Source organism: Desulfitobacterium sp. PCE1 (genome assembly GCF_000384015.1).
GTDB lineage: Bacteria > Bacillota > Desulfitobacteriia > Desulfitobacteriales > Desulfitobacteriaceae > Desulfitobacterium > Desulfitobacterium dehalogenans.
This window is the reverse complement of the sequence record NZ_KB913023.1, coordinates 3,657,024-3,678,589: the sequence shown is the minus strand read 5'-3', so window position 1 is coordinate 3,678,589 and position 21,566 is coordinate 3,657,024. Positions and strand designations below refer to the sequence as shown.

General features: G+C 46.0%; 17 protein-coding genes and 1 other annotated feature. Of the genes, 15 read left to right on the top strand and 2 right to left on the bottom strand.

Features of this window, described 5'->3' with window-relative positions; all coding sequences use genetic code 11:
• Positions 1-68: 68 nt before the first annotated feature.
• From lon to DESPCE1_RS0118300, 3 genes are all read left to right on the top strand, one after another.
• Positions 69-2,483 carry an endopeptidase La gene (lon, locus tag DESPCE1_RS0118310; RefSeq protein WP_019851272.1) on the top strand — a complete coding sequence of 805 codons (2,415 nt, stop codon included), beginning with the start codon at positions 69-71 and terminating at the stop codon, positions 2,481-2,483.
• A gap of 188 nt (positions 2,484-2,671) precedes the next feature.
• Positions 2,672-3,313, top strand: coding sequence for a ribosome biogenesis GTP-binding protein YihA/YsxC (gene yihA / locus DESPCE1_RS0118305; RefSeq protein ID WP_014795486.1), 642 nt, complete (start codon positions 2,672-2,674; stop codon positions 3,311-3,313).
• Between the two features lie 120 nt (positions 3,314-3,433).
• A complete protein-coding gene (locus DESPCE1_RS0118300) occupies positions 3,434-4,429 on the top strand; it encodes a sodium:calcium antiporter (protein ID WP_014795485.1) in 996 nt (331 codons plus the stop codon).
• Here the strand turns inward: DESPCE1_RS0118300 and DESPCE1_RS0118295 are convergent.
• The gene (locus DESPCE1_RS0118295; protein ID WP_014795484.1) at positions 4,398-5,087 is read right to left on the bottom strand and encodes a LysM peptidoglycan-binding domain-containing protein; all 690 of its coding nucleotides are present in this window, start codon (positions 5,085-5,087) and stop codon (positions 4,398-4,400) included. The two genes, DESPCE1_RS0118300 and DESPCE1_RS0118295, sit on opposite strands and share 32 nt — an antisense overlap.
• Before the next feature lie 167 nt (positions 5,088-5,254).
• Here DESPCE1_RS0118295 and DESPCE1_RS0118290 point away from each other — a divergent pair, with 167 nt between their 5' ends.
• Positions 5,255-6,040, top strand: a complete 786-nt coding sequence (locus DESPCE1_RS0118290; protein ID WP_014795483.1) for a TIGR04086 family membrane protein — start codon at positions 5,255-5,257, stop codon at positions 6,038-6,040.
• 100 nt (positions 6,041-6,140) lie between these two features.
• Entirely contained in the window at positions 6,141-7,541 is a 1,401-nt protein-coding gene (locus DESPCE1_RS0118285) for an FMN-binding glutamate synthase family protein (RefSeq protein WP_014795482.1), read from the top strand.
• 52 nt (positions 7,542-7,593) lie between these two features.
• Here the strand turns inward: DESPCE1_RS0118285 and DESPCE1_RS0118280 are convergent, their stop codons facing one another.
• Positions 7,594-8,931, bottom strand: a complete 1,338-nt coding sequence (locus DESPCE1_RS0118280; RefSeq protein ID WP_014795481.1) for a methyl-accepting chemotaxis protein — start codon at positions 8,929-8,931, stop codon at positions 7,594-7,596.
• 419 nt (positions 8,932-9,350) lie between these two features.
• Positions 9,351-9,570: a binding site (T-box leader), on the top strand.
• A gap of 135 nt (positions 9,571-9,705) precedes the next feature.
• Between DESPCE1_RS0118280 and DESPCE1_RS0118270 the strand changes: the two genes are divergently transcribed.
• The 10 genes from DESPCE1_RS0118270 to radC all read left to right on the top strand — a co-directional run bounded on the left by DESPCE1_RS0118270 (position 9,706) and on the right by radC (position 21,382).
• Entirely contained in the window at positions 9,706-12,351 is a 2,646-nt protein-coding gene (locus DESPCE1_RS0118270) for a valine--tRNA ligase (protein WP_019851270.1), read from the top strand.
• Between the two features lie 880 nt (positions 12,352-13,231).
• Positions 13,232-14,611: a folylpolyglutamate synthase/dihydrofolate synthase family protein gene (locus tag DESPCE1_RS0118265; protein WP_014795479.1), complete on the top strand. Its 1,380-nt coding sequence runs from the start codon at positions 13,232-13,234 to the stop codon at positions 14,609-14,611.
• Between the two features lie 133 nt (positions 14,612-14,744).
• Positions 14,745-15,371 carry a DUF47 domain-containing protein gene (locus DESPCE1_RS0118260; protein ID WP_014795478.1) on the top strand — a complete coding sequence of 209 codons (627 nt, stop codon included), beginning with the start codon at positions 14,745-14,747 and terminating at the stop codon, positions 15,369-15,371.
• A complete protein-coding gene (locus DESPCE1_RS0118255; RefSeq protein ID WP_014795477.1) occupies positions 15,364-16,371 on the top strand; it encodes an inorganic phosphate transporter in 1,008 nt (335 codons plus the stop codon). The genes DESPCE1_RS0118260 and DESPCE1_RS0118255 overlap by 8 nt, the downstream gene beginning before the upstream one ends.
• Before the next feature lie 282 nt (positions 16,372-16,653).
• The gene (locus tag DESPCE1_RS0118250) at positions 16,654-17,334 is read left to right on the top strand and encodes an SPOR domain-containing protein (RefSeq protein ID WP_019851269.1); all 681 of its coding nucleotides are present in this window, start codon (positions 16,654-16,656) and stop codon (positions 17,332-17,334) included.
• A gap of 126 nt (positions 17,335-17,460) precedes the next feature.
• On the top strand, positions 17,461-18,093 hold the full coding sequence (locus tag DESPCE1_RS0118245; RefSeq protein WP_019851268.1) for a redox-sensing transcriptional repressor Rex: 633 nt from the start codon (positions 17,461-17,463) through the stop codon (positions 18,091-18,093).
• A 158-nt stretch (positions 18,094-18,251) separates the two neighbouring features.
• A complete protein-coding gene (aspA, locus tag DESPCE1_RS0118240; protein ID WP_014795474.1) occupies positions 18,252-19,679 on the top strand; it encodes an aspartate ammonia-lyase in 1,428 nt (475 codons plus the stop codon).
• A gap of 147 nt (positions 19,680-19,826) precedes the next feature.
• Positions 19,827-20,090 carry a DUF4321 domain-containing protein gene (locus DESPCE1_RS0118235; RefSeq protein ID WP_014795473.1) on the top strand — a complete coding sequence of 88 codons (264 nt, stop codon included), beginning with the start codon at positions 19,827-19,829 and terminating at the stop codon, positions 20,088-20,090.
• Between the two features lies 1 nt (position 20,091).
• Positions 20,092-20,748 (top strand): nucleoside triphosphate pyrophosphatase, encoded by a 657-nt coding sequence (locus tag DESPCE1_RS0118230; protein WP_019851267.1) that lies wholly within the window; start codon positions 20,092-20,094, stop codon positions 20,746-20,748.
• Positions 20,699-21,382 (top strand): DNA repair protein RadC, encoded by a 684-nt coding sequence (gene radC / locus DESPCE1_RS0118225; protein WP_014795471.1) that lies wholly within the window; start codon positions 20,699-20,701, stop codon positions 21,380-21,382. The genes DESPCE1_RS0118230 and radC overlap by 50 nt, the downstream gene beginning before the upstream one ends.
• The last annotated feature ends 184 nt before the right edge of the window (positions 21,383-21,566 follow it).

Sequence of the window (21,566 nt, the reverse complement as noted above, 5' to 3'; positions counted from 1 at the left end):
GAAGCTTTGCCTAAACGTATCATCGGGTAAAATAATAAAAGCAGGGTTTTCTTTAGGGAGGAAATTATATGAGCAAAGAGAGAGAATTACCATTGCTCCCCTTGAGGGGGATTTTAGTCTTTCCATATATGGTCATTCATTTAGATGTGGGGCGGGAGCGGTCTATGGCAGCCATTGAACAAGCCATGATGGATGAGCGGCTCATTTTGTTGTCTGCTCAGAAAGAGACTGAGATTGATTCTCCTAATCCTGACGACATCCATACCATCGGTACTTTAGCTGAGATTAAGCAGCTTTTGAAGCTACCTGGGGGAACCATGCGTATCCTCGTGGAAGGAAAGAACCGGGGAAAAATTCTTGAGTTCATAACGGATGAACCTTATTTTAAAGTTCGGGTCGAAGAAGCGGAAGAGGGGGTCCAAGAGATCACCCCGGAAATCGATGCTCTGACCCATGGGGTGATACACCAGTTTGAAGAGTATGCCAAGCTCAGTAAAAAAGTTCCCCAGGAAACTCTGGGAACGGTTCTGGGGGTCAATGATCCTGGGCGTTTGGCGGATATTGTGGCAAGCCATCTGAATCTTAAGCTGGGAGATAAGCAGGCTATCCTGGAATCTCTGGAGGTTGCTGAACGGCTGGAGCGATTGGCAGAAATCATCATGCGGGAAAATGAGATTCTGGAACTGGAGCGCCGCATTGGTCTGCGGGTGCGCAAGCAGATGGAAAAAACTCAGAAGGAATACTATCTCCGGGAGCAGATGAAGGCTATTCAGAAGGAATTGGGAGATAAGGATGAAAAGCAGGCCGAAGTCGAGGAATACCGGGAAAAGGTCGCTCAGGCCAAGCTTCCGGAAGAAGTGGAAGAGCGGGCTTTAAAGGAAATCGATCGACTGGAAAAAATGCCCCAGGCTTCCTCGGAAGGGACAGTAGTACGTACCTATTTGGATTGGATTCTGGCTCTTCCCTGGACGAACATGAGCAAGGATAAAACAGATATTAAGCGGGCGGAAAAAATACTGAATGAGGACCATTATGGTCTGGAAAAGATCAAGGAGCGGATTCTCGAGTTCTTAGCCATTCGCAAGCTGACGCCCAAGATGAAAAGCCCAATTATTTGTTTTGTGGGACCGCCGGGAGTAGGGAAAACTTCCCTGGCTAAATCCGTAGCCCGTGCTTTGGATCGGAAATTTGTGCGTATGTCTTTGGGCGGTGTCCGGGATGAAGCAGAGATTCGTGGACACAGACGGACTTATATTGGTGCTCTTCCCGGACGGATTATTCAGGGAATGAGAACGGCGGGGACTGCCAATCCAGTCTTTCTGCTGGACGAAATCGATAAGATGGCTTCGGATTTCCGGGGCGATCCGGCGGCGGCATTGCTGGAGGTTCTAGACCCTGAGCAGAATTTCAGTTTCTCCGATCATTATTTGGATTTACCTTATGATTTATCTCATACTTTGTTTATCATGACGGCCAATTCTTTATATACTATTCCCAGGCCCCTTTTGGACCGGATGGAGGTTATCTCCTTAAGTGGTTATACAGAGGATGAGAAGGTCAACATCGCCAAACGATATCTTGTACCTAAGCAGATGAAAGCCCACGGCTTAAAAGCTAGCCAACTTGAGCTTAGTGACAGGGTTATCTTAAAGATTGTTCAAGGCTATACGCGGGAATCGGGAGTGCGTAACCTTGAGCGTCAAATCGCCAACCTGTGCCGTAAAGTAGCGACCCGGGTCGTGAAAAAGGAATGGAAGGCGGTGGAACTGACGGAGGAGATACTGGAAGAGCTTCTGGGAGCATCCCGTTATCAGTTCGAAAAAGCCAGGCTTAAACCGGAAATTGGCGCAGCCACAGGGCTGGCCTATACGGAAGTGGGCGGAGATGTTTTAACCATCGAGGTGATTCCTCTGCCCGGAAAAGGTCAGCTGACCTTAACCGGTAAGCTAGGGGATGTGATGAAGGAATCGGCTTATGCAGGCCGGACCTTTGTCCGCTCCCATTCCCGCGAGCTGGGTATTCCGGATGATTTCTATGAAAAGACCGATCTTCATATTCACGTTCCTGAAGGAGCGATTCCTAAGGATGGTCCATCCGCAGGAATTACAATGGCTACGGCTATGGCTTCAGCTTTAGCCAAACGAGCAGTGCCTTCCGATTTAGCCATGACCGGTGAAATCACCCTGAGGGGCAATGTTCTCCCTATCGGTGGAGTGAAGGAAAAAGTTCTTGCCGCTCACCGGGCAGGAATCAAACAGGTTATCTTGCCTGAGCAAAATAGCAAGGACTTAGAAGAAGTCCCGGAAAATGTGCGCAAGGAGCTGGAATTCCATTTTGTCAGTCGGATGGAGGATGTTATCAAGATCGCCCTTCTCCCGGTAGCGGAATCTGAAGAATACTTAAGCTCCATGAATCGCTTCCCGATGTTTGGGCAGGGAGATATTCCTCCCGACCCTACTCCTGAGGACCGCCCTATCTCCTAGTGTGGAGCATGGGGAGAGATTGAGGCCTTGTTTTATCTAAGGTCACAAAGAAAAATTGATAAAAATTATAAGGCGTAAAGGGTGGGACAAGGGAGTGAGCCCTTGTCTCATTTCCCTGACTGCTGTTGTGTGTGAATATAAAGCGGGACCTTTTGACCTGACCCCTTGGTCCCGGAAGGAGTATGTGTGTGATTACTATTCGCAAGGCGGAATTTGTTACTTCTGCAGTGGATATTAAAGGGTACCCGGAGTTGACCGGACCTGAGATTGCTTTAGCAGGTCGCTCTAATGTGGGCAAGTCTTCATTGATCAATAAATTTATCAACCGGAGGAATCTCGCTCGTACGGGGAACACTCCGGGCAAGACCCAAATGCTTAATTTTTACCGCATCAATGATGAGTGGTCCTTTGTGGATTTACCGGGGTACGGATATGCCAAAGTCTCCAAAGAAATCAAAGCGAATTGGGGCAAGATGATGGAAGAGTACTTCTCCCGACGGGAGAATCTGAGAGCCGTAATTCAAGTGGTGGATATTCGTCACGTCCCCAGTGTTGAAGATCAGGAGATGCATGCATTTTTACGGAATCGGGGTATTCCGGTGCTCGTGGTGGCCACCAAAGCGGACAAAATCTCCAAAGGACAATGGGGAAAGCACCTAAGTCAAATTGCTAAAGCGTTGCATATTCCTGATTGGCATATGATCATTACCTACTCTGCTGAGACAGGCCTGGGAGTTCCTGAGCTTCATGAAGCAGTCGAAGAGATTCTCTCTATGGATGATGGAACAGAAGAGTATGACGAGGCAGAAGACCGGCAACAAGATATCTAAAAATGTTTTATAGTATATGAGTGTTATTGATAATGAGAAGGCTTCTCTCCGAATATACATTATTGGGATCGATTACCCTCCACGGTAATCCCAAAAGCGTATGTAAGGAGCGGAAGCCTTTTGAGTGATTTAGTGATGTTATTAATCGGTCTGGGGATTATCTTAATGTCGGCCGAAGTGTTTACCAATGGTGTGGAGTGGTTGGGAAAACGTCTCCATCTCGGGGCAGGGGCGGTAGGGAGTGTGCTGGCTGCTGTAGGGACTGCTTTGCCGGAGACTATGGTTCCCATCATCGCTTTTTTGGGAATGGGAGGAGGAGATGCTGCTGAAGTGGGTATCGGAGCCATTTTAGGTGCTCCTTTCATGTTGATCACCCTGGCTTTTTTCATTTCAGGTGCAGCGGTTCTTATTTTTCGACGTAATAACAAGCCCTTGTTCATTAATACAGCGGTTATTAAACGGGATCTTTCTTTTTTTCTTTTGGTCTATAGTTTGGCTATATTCGCCTCTTTCTTGCCCGCCAGAGAGCTGAAGCTTGCTGTAGCCGCCCTTTTACTTCTGCTTTATATCAGCTATGTCATAAAAACTGTGCGCAACAGTCTCGGAACTGAAGACCACGGCCATTTGGCACCTCTTTACTTTGCCCAACGCAAGACGAACCCTTCCCTGGTCATTATTTTAACCCAACTGATGTTTGCCCTTTCAGGGATGGTGGCAGGGGCTCATGCTTTTGTGGATGCGGTTCAATCGGTTGCTCAAGCTACGGGAATTCCTGCCCTTGTGCTATCCTTAATCATTACTCCTGTCGCTACTGAGCTGCCTGAGAAATTTAATAGTGTCATCTGGTTAAAGAGAGGAAAAGATACTTTGGCCTTAGGAAATATCACCGGAGCCATGGTTTTTCAAAGCTCCACTATTCCAGCCTTAGGTATTGCCTTAACAACCTGGCAGCTGGAGCCTTTAGCTTTATGGAGCGCCATCCTGGCCCTTGGTTCTGGATTGTTTATCTACACCACCTTGCGTCGGCGGGGTACGCTTTGTCCTCTCCATCTTATGATGGGAGGCGGGTTTTATTTACTCTTTATCATAACGCTTCTCCGCTTCCCCCTTCATTGAAGGGAAGGGTTTGTGAAGACTCACACCCGCAGAACTGCATTTTTGCTTGGGCTAAACACTGATAGTGGCGTTCTTCGTCCGCAGCTAATTGAAGGAGGATAGTTTGGATTTCAGGCAGGGGGATTTTTCGTGCCAAATCTGTGTAATGCTTTACGGCAGCAGCTTCGTCCTTCATGTTATAGTCTAGAATATCACAAAGCTCTGTGGAGTAATTAAGATAACGGGAACGCCAGTCAAACCAACGTCCTTTGCTGAAGGATCCATAACGGGGATCCACCCCTAAAAAGCGAATGCACCAAGCCAACTGCTCAAGGTGGCGGAGTTCGTCATAGGCAATGGGGCGTAGGAGCTCATCAAACTCGGGCCGATCTAGGATGGCAGCTTGATATAGGTAAGTCGTAACTGCCGAGAGTTCAGAATCTTTTCCGGCATAGATATCGAATAACCACATAGCATAAGTAAAGTTGGGCTCAGATATTTCTCCAGGCACTGTATCCTTAAACTCATAAGTGGGGAGTAGAAGGACTTGACCGGGATAGATGCGATCAGGATGTTTAAGATGGTTGAGATTGATGATATCGGACATTTCGATTTTATAGGCATTAGCGATTTTATAGATACTGTCCCCAGGTTGTACAACATAACGGGTATAGTCCATGGAGATTCCCCCTTTCTGTTAATCACTATATTCTTAAGGAGGATTGGATGGGAGAAAAAGTTGATGACAAAAAACACCAATAATTTCTCTTGATGGTGTATTCAGGTATAAAGAGGACAGGTCCATCATAGATATGATGTAAACGAAGAGAAGGGAGCGAAAGGCTCATGGGCAATTCGATTCTCAAAGGAATTAGTGCCGCTCTGGGTGTGACCGTTATAACTTTATTTGCGGGGTTGATTTGGACAGCCCTGGAGGTCGGTGGATTATCCACAGGGACTTTGGTGGACATTGGATTGGTAGCAAGCTGTATCGCTGCAGGATATGTGACGGGAAGAGAAAGTGGACAATGGGTCCTTGGCGGAGTTTCTGGTTTAGGGTATGTCTTGTTTTGCGTGATTTTGGTGGCCCTTTTTTTGGAGTTAAGGGCCTGGGGAGTTATTCAGGTATTGGCTGAAGGAGGGTTGATCGGTATTCTTTCGGGTGCTTTCGGAGCGGGCAGTGGAGGTAAGTCCTCTCGCCCGGCCGGTTGGAGGAACCCGAATGTATCTTCATGGGGTAATAGTTACAGCAGCAGAGGAGCTTATAGCAGCGGTGAGATTTACAGAGGCTCTTATGATTATTCCCGGACTTATAGAGATGAGGATGACCATGGAAATGATTGGGATGATTTGCTTGGGGAAGATTGGGAGGCGTCTTATGAGGAACCGATTGTCAAGGGGAATAGAGCCAGGAAAGAGAGTCGATGGGGAGAAAAGCAAAAACCGGATATGGATTTGTGGGAAGAGGAGCAAGAGCGGAGTAGGAAAGGCAAACTTCCCAAACAGCTAGGATTAAGCTTTGACAGGGAAGCCGGTTCAGATGAGGATGAGTGGGAAGATTGGCTGCGGGGAGAAAAAAATAAATCTTCTTCCAGTTGCCGTAAAGCATGGTGGGAAGAAGAGGTTCTTTAGTATAGAATCTGACAAGGGTAATAAACTATAGATTATTAGAAACTGTGCGGTAAGGATAGTCTTTGAGATGGAGTACCGGCATGAGTAGAGGAATGGTCTTGTGGAAAATACCCTTTTCTTTTTTACCCTTGGGCTAGCGGTCAGCTTTTTAGGTTGGCTGCTTTTAGGATTTATTTTTTTCTTCTTAGGAAAGCGTTTTTTTCGAACTGGGGTGCAGAGAATTTTTGACCTCATCGTTAGGCGTTTGATGGAGGACAAATATTCTGAGAATCTTATGGAACTCTGGAGCGCTGTGCGGAGGACATCAGTCCAAAATATCCTTGAAATCGCTCTTAGAGCGGAGGAAGGAAAATTGATCGGCCGTCCTCTGGGAAGTCCTAAACCCTATAATAATTTTGATAACCTAATGTTTATACCGGCTCAATTGGTCAGACTGCCTGTGGAAAGCGATGTTCCCATTGATTCGGCGGTTACCCTGGGACCCAGGGCGGAAAAACCTATGCATTTGTCCATTCCTTTGTTAATTGGGGGAATGGGCTATGGTGTCGCCTTAAGTGAAGAGGCAAAAGTTGCTTTGGCTAAAGCGGCTAATGAGTGTGGCACAGCCACCAATTCCGGAGAAGGTCCCTTTCTTGTTGAGGAAAGAAAGGCTGCGGGTAAATTCATTTGGCAGATAAGCCGCTATGACTACGGCAGAAATCCCCAGGGGATAGCTGAAGCAGATATGATTGAGGTGCAAATGGGTCAAGGTTCACGACTCGGAGCTCATACCCTGTCTCCCCAGGAAATCAAGGGAAAAGCTCAGAAGCTCATGAAAGTATCACCGGTTGCTTCCCTAAAGGGATATGCCAATCTGCCGGGGATTAGCTCTCCGTCGGATTGGCCGCGCTATGTTCAGGAACTGCGCAATGAGGTCGGTGGTAAACCCATCGGAATCAAAATTATGGGTGGAGGAAGATTGGAGGCGGATCTGGCTGTAGCTATTGAGGCCGGCTTTGATGTGATTTGTATCGGTGGGGCGCAAGGTGGGACTGCGGCGTCTTCTCCTACGATCACCGACGATTTTGGTATGCCCAGTATTTACAATCTTGTACGGGCTCAACGCTATCTTATGGAGCAGGGGGTAAGGGGGGAGGTCAGCCTGATTGCATCAGGAGGATATGATACTCCGGGTAAATGCTTGAAGGCGATTGCTTTAGGTGCAGATGCTGTCAACCTGGGCACAGTCCCATTGTTTGCGTTGGTGCATAGACAAATCGGCAAAGTTATGCCTTGGGAGCCTTTGACACAGCTTGTTTATTATAACTCCAAATATAAGGAACAATTGAATGTGGATTTAGCTGCTCAAAGTGTAGTGAATGTTATTCAGTCGTTTATGCTTGAGATGGAAGAGGGAGTCAGGGCTCTGGGTAAGAAGTCCATACATGATCTTGGGCCTAATGATCTGGTGGCGTTGGATGATTGGACAGCAGAGATAACCGGAGTTCCAAGAGCGTGGTGAGCAAAATAAAAAACTGAGACAAGGGATCCCTTGTCTCAGTTAGTCTTTGGTGTTAATTTAGGATGAATTTGCGAGCTGCATGTTGGAGCTCTTGAGCCGTCTTTGAAAGTTCTTGAGCAGAAGCGTTGATCTCTTGCATGGCTAGCATTTGCTCAGAGCTGCTGCTGGCTACTTCCTCTGTCTGAGCGGTGGTCTCTTGACAGATAGCGGCAACTTGGGTTACCTCATGGGCGATGATATCTGAACTTTGAGTTATGCCACTGGATAGGGCAGAAATCTCTTGGATCTGCTCACTCAGGATTTGAGTGCTTTCCTTAATCCGTGTGAAGGCCTGTTGTGCATTTTGAATGGCATTGGCTCCGCTTTGAACCACTTCTTTTTCCGAATTCATACTGGTGATAGCTTCGTCAAGGCTGGTCTTGATATCGAAAATGATGGTTTCGATTTGGGCACTGGATAGGGTGGATTGTTCAGCTAGCTTCCGAACCTCTTCAGCGACAACACTGAAGCCCCGACCGTGTTCTCCGGCCCGTGCAGCCTCGATGGCTGCATTCAGTGCTAAAAGGTTGGTTTGATCCGATATGGCTTTGATAGTTTCCACGATGGAGCCTATGACGGTGGATTTTTCACCAAGGGCGGTGATGATCTGTCCTGTGTTATCCACAGAGTCGTGAATATGTCCCATCTGAAGATTGACCATGGTCATGGCGGTATCTCCGTCCTGAGCAAGCTGTAAAGACTGTCTTGAAGATTGATCCGCAAGATTAATATGCTCTTCAATCTGACGAATGCCATGGGCCATGGATTGGATGGAGCTCATGATATTTTGGACGCTATTGGCTTGTGTCTGAGATCCGGATGCCACTTGATGGATGGAGGATGAAACTAGTTGAGCTGATTCACTGGTCCCTCCCGATTGAGTGGACAGAACCTGAGAAGATTCGGCAAAAACGTCGGCGCTATGGGTGATGTCTCCGACCAAGGAACGAAAATTCTCAGCCATTTGATTCAGAGATTTACAGAGGGCCCCCAGTTCATCTTCCTGTCCCATGCTGTATAGGGTTGCAGTAAGGTCTCCTTGAGCCATTTTTTCAGCGAATTGTACACCGTGGCGTAGTGGAGTTGCTATTAAGTAAGATATGTAAAGTCCGTAAACAAAGATTATAAGTCCTGCTATAACAAGTAGAACTAGATATATAGTGATGTTTTGCTCCAGGTTGGCCCCTGTCTTAACCATAAAGTACACAACCCCGCCGGCTAAAAGAGTAATCAAAGCATTAATGCCGAAGGCCAGGCTGAGCTTTGCCGATACGGATAAGTTAAACCACCAGCGTACTATGCTGGAATGCTTAAAGAAGAACTCGCTTATTCTGTCTAAAAAACTGTTCATTTAATGCCTCCTTTACATGAATTTTGCCACGAAAAATTCAGGAATTATTACAATAAAATACAAGTGCCGAAGGTACTGCCAAAAATGATATGAAAGGAATTGAGAAGATGTAGGATTCTTTCACTATTAGTATACAGGGAGGTTATAGAAAAGAGAAAGGAAAAAAGTGGATTGGAATTATTGGAAAATTTAATCGTCTCTATTGTATCATAGGTTTTTGTAATTGTGGAGTACTGGTTTTGTTAATAGTTAATGACTTTTAGCACATAGGTATCTGATTCGTGATGCAGAGTGCATCCGGAGAGTTTTAAGATGTATAATCTTAGCTGTGAGACAAGCGCGAACGCCGTACTTTTGGGGTTTCCTTTGACATGAGTGCTTCTGATGGATATAATAAATTATATTATAATTGAGTGTAATGAAACCCTAAGAGTGTGAGGAAAAGTTAACCAACGGTTCAGAGAGAAAGACACTTGCTGAGAGTCTTTTCCGCTTGGAGACTTGGGTCGTACAGGAGGGGCAAGGATGAACAGAGTAGTCCTTGACGGTTTGCCCGTTATAGCATTAAAGTGCAAGAACTTTGCTTGGAAGGCAGGGCTTCTTGAAAAAAGGTGGTACCGCGAGTCTTTCGTCCTTTATGGGATGAAGGGCTTTTTTGGTTGTATGGCTATGAATGCTGCTAAGGAATAAGTGGGATAGTCTGTCTTCAACCGTGGCAACCGGTGGGGCGGCAGTGTCTTCGGGAGTCTGTATATTTGAAAGGAGCGCTTACACATGTCGGAGGATTTCAAAATGGAAAAGGTATATGATCCAAGTCGGGTTGAGGGAAAATGGTATCCCTATTGGGAGGAGAAAGGGTATTTCCACGCGGACGTGGATAATACGAAGAAGCCTTTTAGTATCGTCATGCCCCCGCCGAATGTAACTGGGGCCCTTCATCTTGGACATGCCATCGATAGTACTATTCAGGATATCCTTACCCGTTTCAAACGAATGCAGGGCTACGATACCTTATGGCTTCCTGGTACGGACCATGCGGGTATTGCCACTCAGGCAAAGGTGGAAGAACAGCTGGCCAAGGAAGGGACCAACCGGCATGCCCTTGGCCGTGAAAAATTCCTGGATAGGGTGTGGGACTGGAAGAAAGAATATGGAGGACGAATTACTCAGCAGCTTCGCCGGCTGGGTGCCTCCTGTGATTGGTCGCGGGAGCGGTTTACTATGGATGAAGGATGCTCTAAGGCTGTACGTGAAGTCTTCGTGGATCTTTATCATAAGGGCTTGATATACCGGGGGAATTATATCGTCAACTGGTGTCCTCATTGCCATACCACTATTTCTGATATTGAAGTGGAGCATGTGAATCGAGAAGGACATCTTTGGCACCTTCGCTATCCTATTAAAGACAGTGACGAGTATTTAGTCGTAGCCACCACACGTCCGGAAACCATGCTGGGAGATACTGCGGTGGCAGTTCATCCGGAGGATGAGAGATATCGGCATCTCCTGGGCAAAACCATCATCCTGCCTTTGGCTAACCGGGAAATTCCCATTATTGCCGATGACTATGTGGATCGGGAATTTGGGACGGGTGCGGTAAAGATCACGCCGGCCCATGACCCTAACGACTTTGAAATGGGCTTGCGTCATCAGCTTCCTTCCATCGCCGTCATGGATCGGGAAGCCAAGATGAATGAACAGGCCGGCAAATATAAAGGAATGGAACGCTATGCTGCCCGGAAAGAGATTGTCAAGGATCTTGAGGCACAGGGTGTGCTGGTCAAGGTAGACAGCCATCAGCATGCCGTAGGGGAATGCTATCGCTGCTCCACGGTGGTGGAGCCCATGGTCAGCAAACAATGGTTTGTTAAGATGGAACCCTTGGCCAAACCGGCTATGGAAGTGGTACGGGAAGGGATCATGGAATTCGTGCCCGAGCGTTTTGCCAAAATCTATCTGGGTTGGCTGGAAAATATCCGGGATTGGTGTATATCTCGTCAGCTTTGGTGGGGGCATCGGATTCCTGTCTGGTACTGTGAAGATTGCGGGGCGGAGATTTGTGCTAAAGAAGATCCAGAGACCTGCCCGCAATGTGGATCCAAGCATATTGTTCAGGATCCCGATGTTTTGGATACTTGGTTCTCTTCAGGGTTATGGCCTTTCTCAACCATGGGGTGGCCAGAGAAAACTCCCGAGCTTAAGCAGTTCTATCCCACTTCCGTTCTCGTAACCGGACGGGACATCATCTTTTTCTGGGTTGCCCGCATGGTCTTCATGGGTCTGGAATTTATGAAGGATGTGCCTTTCCAAAAAGTCATGATTCATGGCCTGGTTCTAGATGCTCAAGGCAGGAAGATGAGCAAATCCTTAGGCAATGGGGTGGACCCTCTGGAGGTCATTGACCAATACGGTGCGGATACCCTGCGTTTCATGCTGATTACAGGCAACACTCCGGGCAATGATTTGCGTTTTCATCCGGAACGCTTGGAGGCGACCCGGAACTTTGCTAATAAGATTTGGAATGCTTCTCGTTTTGTTCTTCTAAATCTTCAGGATTATGAGGAAAGCCCCCGTGGCCAGCTGAAACTTGAGGACCGCTGGATTCTTTCCCGTTATGAAAAGACTGTAGGCGAAGTAACGGAGGCCTTAGAACAGTTTGATCTGGGTGAAGCAGCCCGTCTTCTCTATGAGTTTATTTGGAATGAGTTCTGTGATTGGTATATTGAACTGGCTAAAGGCCGCCTCTATGATAAGGAGCACCCAGAAGCCCGTCATACGGTTCAATCCATACTTCTGGAAGTTCTGGAAGGTACCATGAGACTGCTCCATCCCTATATGCCCTTCATCACGGAGGAAATCTGGCACAATCTTCCTACCTCAGGGGAGAGCATTATGATCCAGTCCTGGCCAAAGGTAGAAGGCTATCGGGAGGATGACATTGAGAAACAGATGAACCAAATTATGGATGTGATCAAAGCGGTTCGGAATATCCGGGCGGAGATGAGTGTTCAGCCGGGTAAAAAAGCCGAAATCATCTTGGTCGCACCTGAGAAGGCTGCTTTTGAGGTTCTGGAATTAGGCCGGGAAAGTATTCGGCTGTTAGCAGGTGGTTCTACTGTGGATGTAGTCCCAAGTCTGGAAGTCAAGCCTGCTCAGGCTGCCAGTGCTGTTCTTGAGGGAGTAGAAGTTTATCTTCCCTTGCGCGGACTATTGGATCTGGACAAAGAAATCGCCCGGGTTGAAAAGGAAATTGCCCAGGCCCAGCAAGAGCAAAGTCGTTTGGAAGGAAAGCTCAACAGCCAGGGCTTTGTAGCGAAAGCGCCGGAGCAAGTCGTTGCTAAGGAGCGGGAGAAGCTGGAAGGGATCAATGGGCGGATCGCTGCATTGAGGGTTCGCCTGGTGGAGTTGAAAGAGGCGTAAGGCTCGGTTGGTGTTCCTTTGAGGAGCTTTAAGCGGGGCGAATAGTGAGATGAAAGTGAAGGCATGCTGATTTCTGATTAGGTTAGCATGTCTTTGCTTTGCTTGGTGCATGGGGTTGCTAGTTGAGAAGTTGCCTCCAGGATTTTGCTTTGGGCGTTCACTCCATAAGCTGCGCGGAGGAATCTAATCGCTCAAGCCCTCCGCTCCGTCGGGTTCCCGGCTAAATCGCCTCCTGGCTCATAGCCGGTTGGAAACGTCCTGTTTCCAACCCGACTCCGCTGTGGGCTTTTCGCGAAGATTCCTTACCTGCTCGCTTAAATCCGTTCTCTGCTATAAAGCAAAATCCTTAGGTTTTCTTCGGGGTACTTGCGAGTTTGATTTGTGCACAAAAGTAGAATGCCTGGTAAAGATGCTTACTGAAGTTAAATATTGTAAGTTATCTAAACTACCTTTCTTGGAGGCTGTGCATACCATAGGACCAAAGAGCGGACCCAAGGATTTTGATTTTACAAAAGGGAACGCCTTCTAAGCGAGCAGCTAGCCGTTCTTCGCGAAAAGTTTTCGACGGAGAAAGGTTGGAAACAGGACGTTTCCAACCCGCTATGAGGCAGGAGCCGATTTAGCGGGGCACCTTTCGGAGTTGGAAACTTGAGCGTTAGAACGGCTGCGCGCAGCTTATTGAGTGAACGATGTAAAACAAAATCTTGGAGACAACCTTCTCGCCCAACCTTGAAAATCTTCTGCAAAAATTGCAGGAAAACCATCCTTTATAGGGAATTACCGCATAGCAGAGATGTGCATAATAACCATGTACCCCTGTGTTTAAGATGAATGGAGAAGGACATATCAGCAATAGAAAGATTCAAAGGAGGACATAGAAGTGGGGAATAAGGAGATGACCGAGATAACTGAATATGAATTAAAGGGAGACCAGAAAGAGGTGTCCCCCTTAGATCTTGAATACCAGGAAGCTAAGGATTATCTGGTTAACCTCACGAAATTTGGTATGAACTTTGGATTGGGCCGGATTGAGGAGCTGCTGAAACGTGTGGGTAATCCGGAAGAACGCCTCAAGGTCGTTCATATAGGAGGTACCAATGGAAAAGGATCTACCACCATGATGATAGCTGAGATCCTCGAAGATGCCGGATATCGGGTCGGGGTGTTTACATCTCCTCATCTTCATGATTATAGAGAACGGATAACTATTAATGGTGAGATGATTCCTAAAGGTGAAGTCACCCGCCTGGTTCAGACTCTTCGCCCTCATCTGGAAGAACTTGTGCAAAAGGGTGTGGAACATCCTACGGAGTTTGAAGTGAATACGGCTATGGCATTGATGTATTTTGCAGACCAAAAAGTGGACTTAGTTCTCTTAGAGGTCGGTTTAGGTGGCGCCATTGATTCTACGAATGTGGTCAAGCCCCTGATTTCTGTGATAACCAATGTGGGTATGGACCATATGGATTATCTGGGTGAAACCTATGAGGAAATTGCCCGTGTGAAGGCCGGAATTATCAAAGCGGGTGCTATTACCGTAACGGCGGCTAATCGTTCTGAGGCTTTGAAAGTCATTCGTGAGAAGGCACAAGAGGTAAACTCTCCCTTATGGGTGGTGGGCGATGATGTACGTTGGGAGATCCGCTGGAGCGGGGAATTGGAGCAAGAATTTGATTTGATTGGGCTCCGAGGAGCTTATAAGAAACTGCGTTTACGTCTTGTCGGAGAGCATCAAGTGGTCAATGCTGCTACTGCTGTTACAGTCTGTGAGCTTTTGAAGTTCGAATGTGGAATGAACCTTGAGCGAAGAAATATTTATGAGGGACTTCGTACAGCAGTTTGGCCTGGTCGCTTGGAGTTGCTTTCCCTGAAGCCGAAGGTACTTATTGATGGAGCACACAATGTGGATGGAGCTAATGCTTTGGCAAAGGCATTGGAAGTTTTTCAGCGCCGGCGCTTAGTTCTTTGCCTTGGGATGCTGGGAGATAAGGAGCGGGAAAAAGTTGTGGATATCCTCGTCCCTTTGGCAGATGAGGTAATCATTACCAAGCCCAATTCTCCGAGATCCGGAAATTGGGAGTATCTCCATGAGTTAGTCAAAGAAAGAGGGAAGCCTGTCCTGACCATTGAAGAGCCTCGTCTAGCAGTCGAAGAAGCTTTTCAGCGACTGGATAAAGAGGATATGTTATGTGTCACGGGATCCCTCTATATGATTGCGGAAGCAAGGCAGGCTTTACTGGATGTTTTGCACAAAGTATAGAAAGAACTTATACAAGTAATAGTCAAGTTTTATTACGATTATGTAAAAAATTTAACAGAAACTTAACAATGGCGGTTAAAAAATTTGCTACAATACTACAGGAATTCCATGCAAAACGACTGGAGGAAAGAACATGTTTGGCTTATCTTCAAAAGAAGACAAATTTTACGCCTTGTTCAGGGAAAGTGCAGAAGTAGCCTGCATCACGACAAAAAAGCTTGAAGGGCTGATTTGTCAGAATTCTGTCTCTGATGCAGAGGCTGAAATGATGCATGATCTTGAGCATCGAGCGGACAAGATTACCACAGAGATTGTGGACCGTTTGAATTCGACCCTTATCACCCCATTGGATCGTGAAGATATCTATACCTTAGCCCAAAACCTTGACGATATCGTGGATTTAAGTCAAGGCGCAGTAGAGCGCATGGTTCTTTACCATACGAAAAAGCCCTCCATCGGAGCCCAGGAAATTGTTCGTACTATTGTTAAAGCCACAGAACAGCTGAAGACCGCTTTTTGCTGTTTGAACAGTATTCACTTTAAAAAGAGCGAAATTCTGGCGGCTACAGAAGAAGTTTATCGTCTTGAATCAGTAGGGGACAGCTTATATCGCCAAGAAGTGGCCCGGCTGTTTGAGCAAGAGAAGGACGCTATTGAGATCATTAAGTGGAAAGAAATCCTTGAACACTTAGAGGATACACTGGATCAGTGTGAGGAAATCGCAGACCTCCTCAAAGGAGTTGTATTGAAGTATGATTAGTTCCAGTGCGTTACTCATTGTTGTCGTATTTTTCGCGCTGGCTTTTGATTACATTAACGGTTTCCACGATACGGCTAACGCTATTGCGACAAGTGTGTCTACTCGTGCTCTCACTCCAAAAAGGGCAATAATAATTGCGGCAATACTCAATTTTGTTGGAGCATTAGTTAGTACAGGAGTAGCTCAGACCATTGCCAAAGATATTGTAAATCCTGAATTTGTTACTCAGGAAATTGTAATCGCAGCTCTCATAGGAGCGATATTTTGGAACTTAGCCACCTGGTATTTTGGAATCCCCAGCAGTTCCTCGCATGCTATTATCGGAGGAATGATTGGAGCCGCTGTATCTAAAGTAGGCTTCGGAGTGCTGCAGGTTCAAGGGATAATGAAGATAGTTGCAGCCTTATTGATTTCCCCCATTTTTGGTATTATTTTAGGTTTTATTATTATGAAAACTTTATATCTTATTTTTGGTAAGGTCGCACCTTCTAAAGTCAACCAGGGGTTTCGCAAGATGCAGGTGCTTTCTGCCGGGTTGCTGGCGTTTAATCATGGTTCCAATGACGCTCAAAAGTCCATGGGTATTATTACCATGGCCCTTATAGCGTCAGGTCTACAAGATCCATCCAATCTTAATCCGGCTTTATGGGTAAAATTTGCTTGTGCTTTGGCGATGGCTTTAGGTACTGCTGCAGGGGGATGGAAGATTATTCGGACCATGGGCGGAAAGATCTTTAAGCTGGAGCCTATCAACGGATTTGCTGCAGACTTGACATCCTCTATTGTTATCTGGACTGCTACAGCCTTTCCGGGTTTGCATTTACCTGTGTCGACTACTCATGTTGTTTCCGGCTCAATCATGGGCGTAGGGAGTGCTAAGCGTATATCAGCCGTGCGTTGGGGAGTAGCCCAGCAAATGCTCATTGCCTGGGTGGTAACGATTCCTACAGCGGCTATAACCTCATTTTTGTGCTACAAACTTATAACATTAGTGCTATAGAAATATTATTATTCTATAGATTTTTAAAGGGACCGTAAGGTTCCTTTTATTATTAATTATTATTAATTGTTAATAAAATATTAATAAATTGCTAATCTATATAGCACGACGGTTTTTGATTTTTGAGTGCAGGTCTCTTTAATAGGCATGATAAGCGCTTTTTGTACATAAAGTGATACTAGCTTAGGTTGTCCGAAAGAATATGAAGTTTTTGTTAAATGTTATTGAATCGGGTGCTTTTGTGAAGCGGAGAAGTTGACAGCTATTATGGAGGATGATAGTATGTATAAATATAATCCCTGGATTAATAAGGGAATAGGACTAATTGGTTGTGCTGTCATTGTATGGATGACCTGGTTTTTTGGGTATACTTATGTTAAGTTAGTCACACAACCCAGGGGTCCAGACATACCTTCCCCGAGTCCTGTGGATCAGAACGAGTTTTTTCTAACTTTGGACACAATAGAGTTTTGGACATGTCAAACGGGGGTATTTAACTCCGAAAGCAATGCTCTCAGGGAAAAGGAGGAATTGCAGCAATTAGGCTGGGATGCCCAAATTATCTCGAGAGATCCATTTATTGTCGGAGTAGGTTTTGCCTACTCTAAGGAGGAAGTGCTTCCTATTCAAGAATTGTTGAAAGAGGGTGGAGTTGTTTCTATTCCTAAATCAGTTACCAGCCCTGAACGTGCTTTTCGTATTCGTGGTACAGGAGCAATTCAGACGGCCAAGGTTCTTGAGGGAGTCAATACCTTTTTGAAGACACCTTATACTGACCGGGAAAGCAGGCTTTCAGAGTTTGAGAACCTTATGGTTTTGACACCTCGTGCTTTAACTAATCTATACGAGGTTTCAAGATTATCGATTAAGGCCGAAAGAACTTTACCGGTGGACCTGCGAAAAATGATGTCATTGAACCTCTATGGTGAGTATCTTAATACCTTAGAGATGCTTCAAAAATAAATATATTTTTTGTTTTAAATAGTTTATTAAAATCCATTTGTTAACATTAAAGCCTAGTGATATAATGTACTTACGCTAATTATTATTATCATTTAAAATTTAAGGAAATTGAAACGGGGGATTAGCTTGAAAACACTTAAAATCCCAGAGGCAACGATTATACGTCTTTCAGTCTATTCGCGTCATTTAACAGATGTGGATCGTAAAGGAATCGTTACGATATCTTCTGGTGATATTGCAGAGGGAGTTGGAGTTAGTCCAGCTCAGGTTCGAAAGGATTTAGCATACTTTGGTGAATTCGGAACTCGTGGTGTGGGTTATAATGTTAAGGACTTGCACCGCCATATTTTGAAAATCCTTGGCTTAAGCCAGGATTGGAGTGTATGTCTGGTTGGTATGGGTAACTTAAGTTTAGCGCTGACTACATACAAAGGCTTCCGTGAGCGTGGATTTATTATCACTAGTATTTTTGATAATGATCCCCAAAAAATCGGGACCACGGTCAATGGCGTAGAAGTGTTGCCGGTGGATAGACTCGAGGAAGTAGCTAAAGCTAATAAGACTCAGATTGGCATCATTTCCGTACCGTCTCCCTATGCCCAGGAAATCGCTGATAAGCTTATTAGTGCCGGGGTTCAAGCCATTCTTAACTTTGCCCCTGTGGTACTCAATGTCCCACCGGAAGTTGAACTTAGAAATGTGGACTTAGCTGTGAATTTGGAAGTGCTGACATTTAATGTGGGAACCCGCCGCTCTTAAGAAGAATTGTCCCAATCTTATGGATATTTGTGCATAGGAAACTTTATAGATGAGAATATAAAATGTAGATTCGCGAAAAGTAAGGCAGCAGTGTCTTACTTTTTCCTTATCATGATGATTATGTTTCTCATAAATCAATCCGTAAAAGAGGAGATATTATGTTACGTAAGGAAAAAGACCTGCTTGGAATTATGGAAGTACCGGAAGATGTTTATTATGGAATTCAAACGTTAAGAGCTATTGAGAACTTCCCTATTACGGGATATCGGGCTCACCATGAATTAATACGCGCCTTAGGTCTGGTTAAGGCTGCAGCTGCCCAGGCCAATATGGACATCGGTTCTTTGAACCGTGTGGTCGGCGAGTCCGTAATCAAAGCTTCGATGGAAGTTGCAGAAGGTGTCTTTAATGATCATTTTGTGGTGGATGTCATTCAGGGGGGAGCAGGGACTTCCATCAATATGAATGCCAATGAAGTGATCGCTAATCGGGCTATAGAGATTTTGGGAGGACAAAAAGGGGATTATTCCCGGGTTCATCCCAATGTCCATGTCAATATGGCTCAAAGTACCAATGATGTTTTCCCTACGGCCATCCGTATTGCTTGCCTTAATGTGGCCGATGATCTTCTTTATGCTTTAAACGAGTTAAAGGGTGCTTTCCAAGAGAAGGCCAAGGAGTTTGACGGAGTCATCAAGATGGGGAGAACCCATCTTCAAGATGCGGTTCCCATTCGCTTAGGACAGGAATTTGCAGCCTATGCACAAATGCTGAAGAGAGATATTCGCCGGATCGATGAAGCGTCGAGGTCCTTGCACATTGTCAATATGGGCGCAACAGCCGTGGGTACTGGGCTGAATGCTGATCCGGTTTATATAGAGAGAGTCTCCGAGAATCTGAAGAAGATTACGGGATTGCCTCTTTTACGAGCGGATAATCTAGTGGATGCTACACAGAACACCGATGCATTTTTAGAGGTATCCGGTGCACTTAAAACCTTGGCGGTCAACCTCTCTAAGATTGCCAATGACTTACGGCTGATGGCTTCTGGTCCTAGAACAGGTTTTGGAGAGATTAATCTTCCTGCCATGCAGCCGGGTTCTTCCATTATGCCAGGAAAAGTCAATCCCGTTATGGCTGAGGTGGTCAATCAGGTATCTTTCCAAGTTCAAGGAAATGATTTTACAATAGCTTTAGCCTGTGGTGCCGGACAACTGGAGCTCAACGTGATGGAGCCCGTAGTGGTCTTCAATCTGCTCCAATCCCTGGATATACTCCGAAATGTTATCAAAGTCTTTAAAGAGCGCTGTGTGGATGGGATAACCGCCAATGTGGAGCGTTGCCGTGACCTGGTTGAAAACAGTGTGGGTGTAGTCACTGCAATCAATCCTCATGTAGGATACGAGGTTGCCTCCCGGATCGCCAAGGAAGCCATCGTGACCGGTCGCCCGGTGAGAGAGATTGTCCTTGAAAGAGGACTTTTGACCCCTGAGGAGCTGGATATTATTTTGAATCCTTACGAAATGACCGAACCAGGTATTAGTGGCTCAGAGTTACTTAGAGGAATGCTTCCTCGTGGTCATTAATGGTAAATTATTAATATTAAGTTAATATTTTTGCCCGCCCGTCCCCTTGCGTATTATTAGTCGAAATGCTAAACTAAAAAGTGTCGAAAAATCAGCCAGGAGCAACAGTGCCCTGGCTACATTTCTATGGGTGAAAGGGGGCAAACTATGCCGGCAGGTCGAACTAATTCGGGGGCAGGCCGTACCATACTTCTTATTTTGTCAGGGGCGGCCATTGGAACATTAATAGGCTATGGGTTCGAAAAAATAGCTTTCTTAGCACCTTTTCTGCGCCCAGCCGTCATCGATTTCCCTTCTCATACCTATTTAGACTTCTTTTTTATCACCTTTTCATTTGGATTCCGTCTGAATATCACCTTTGCTACGGTTATAGGGGCATTGGGTGGTTACTATCTAGCTAGGAAGTGGTAGAATGCTCGTACTGGCTTCAGCCTCTCCCCGCAGGGGAATGCTCCTGAAAGAAGGGGGGGTTTCCTTTGTGCGAGTGGAAGCAGATGTTTCAGAAGTACTTTCCCAAGGTGTTTCTCCTGAATCAGCGGTAAAGGAGCTGGCTTTGCGTAAAGCTCTGGCTGGGTTGAATCATTGGCTGGATCGTGGCGGAAGTATGGAGGATATAATTCTTGGAGCCGATACGATTGTTGTCCTAGACCATCAGATTCTTGGCAAACCCAAGGATGCAGAAGAGGCGGAAGATATGCTGACAGCATTAAGCGGACGGGCTCATGATGTATACACTGGAGTGGCATTGATCAATGGAGCAGGCCGTCAAGAATGTGGTGCGGTACGCACAGCAGTTGCTTTTCGTTCACTGACCCATGAGGAGATACTGGAGTATATTGCCACGGGGGAGCCTATGGATAAGGCGGGATCTTATGGGATTCAAGGCTTGGGAGCCCGTTTAGTGGATAATTATCAAGGATCTTTAAGCAATGTGATTGGATTACCCATGGAGTATGTTAAAGAGCGGCTGAGTGTGTGGGGGATGGGACTTGGAGATATCGCCCTGCATGAGGTGAAGGATGGATTATCGCCGGTTGAAGGATCTTCCCGAGGAATTACTACCTCGTGAACGGTTGTTTCAATATGGACCAGATGCCCTCTCTAATCGAGAGATTCTGGCAATTTTGCTGAGGACAGGGGTCAAGGGCGAGAATGTCCTGGATTTTGCTGAACGTCTTTTAACTGAGACTGGAGGATTATCAGGATTAGCTCGCTTAACAGTTCATGAGTTGACCCGGTATCGTGGTATGGGAACTGCCAAAGCCGCTGAACTTAAGGCGGCGTTGGAATTAGGACGGCGTTCGGTATCTTCTGATCCTATGGTGCGTCCTGTTATCAATTCTCCTCAAGACATAGCCTATCTGGTCATGGAAGAAATGCGCTATCTGGATCGGGAGCATTTCCGAGTAGTGAGCCTATCGACCAAGAACCATGTGCTGGGGATTAGCTCCATTTCTGTGGGCTCTTTGAACTCTTCTTTGGTACATCCTAGGGAGTGTTTTAAAGAGGCTATCCGGCGTAATTCCAATGCGATTATTCTTTTGCATAATCACCCCAGTGGGGATCCAACCCCCAGTCGTGAAGATATTGATGTAACCCGTAGATTATCCGATGGGGGGCAGATCCTGGGCATCGAAGTCCTTGATCATGTAATTATCGGGGACAATCGGTACATAAGCTTGAAAGAACGAGGAATATTATAAAGGAAACTTAGGATTGAGGTAAGAAAATTTTGGATGGGCCGAAGGCCCCCGAAAGAATAGAATGCACCTCGTATTATTTGAATAGCAGATAGTATTTGCCCAGCGGGCGCAAAGGCCACGGTACTTTGCTTTCGGGCAGGTACAAATGCAAAGGCAGTACATGATATTGTTATAACGGAAGGGG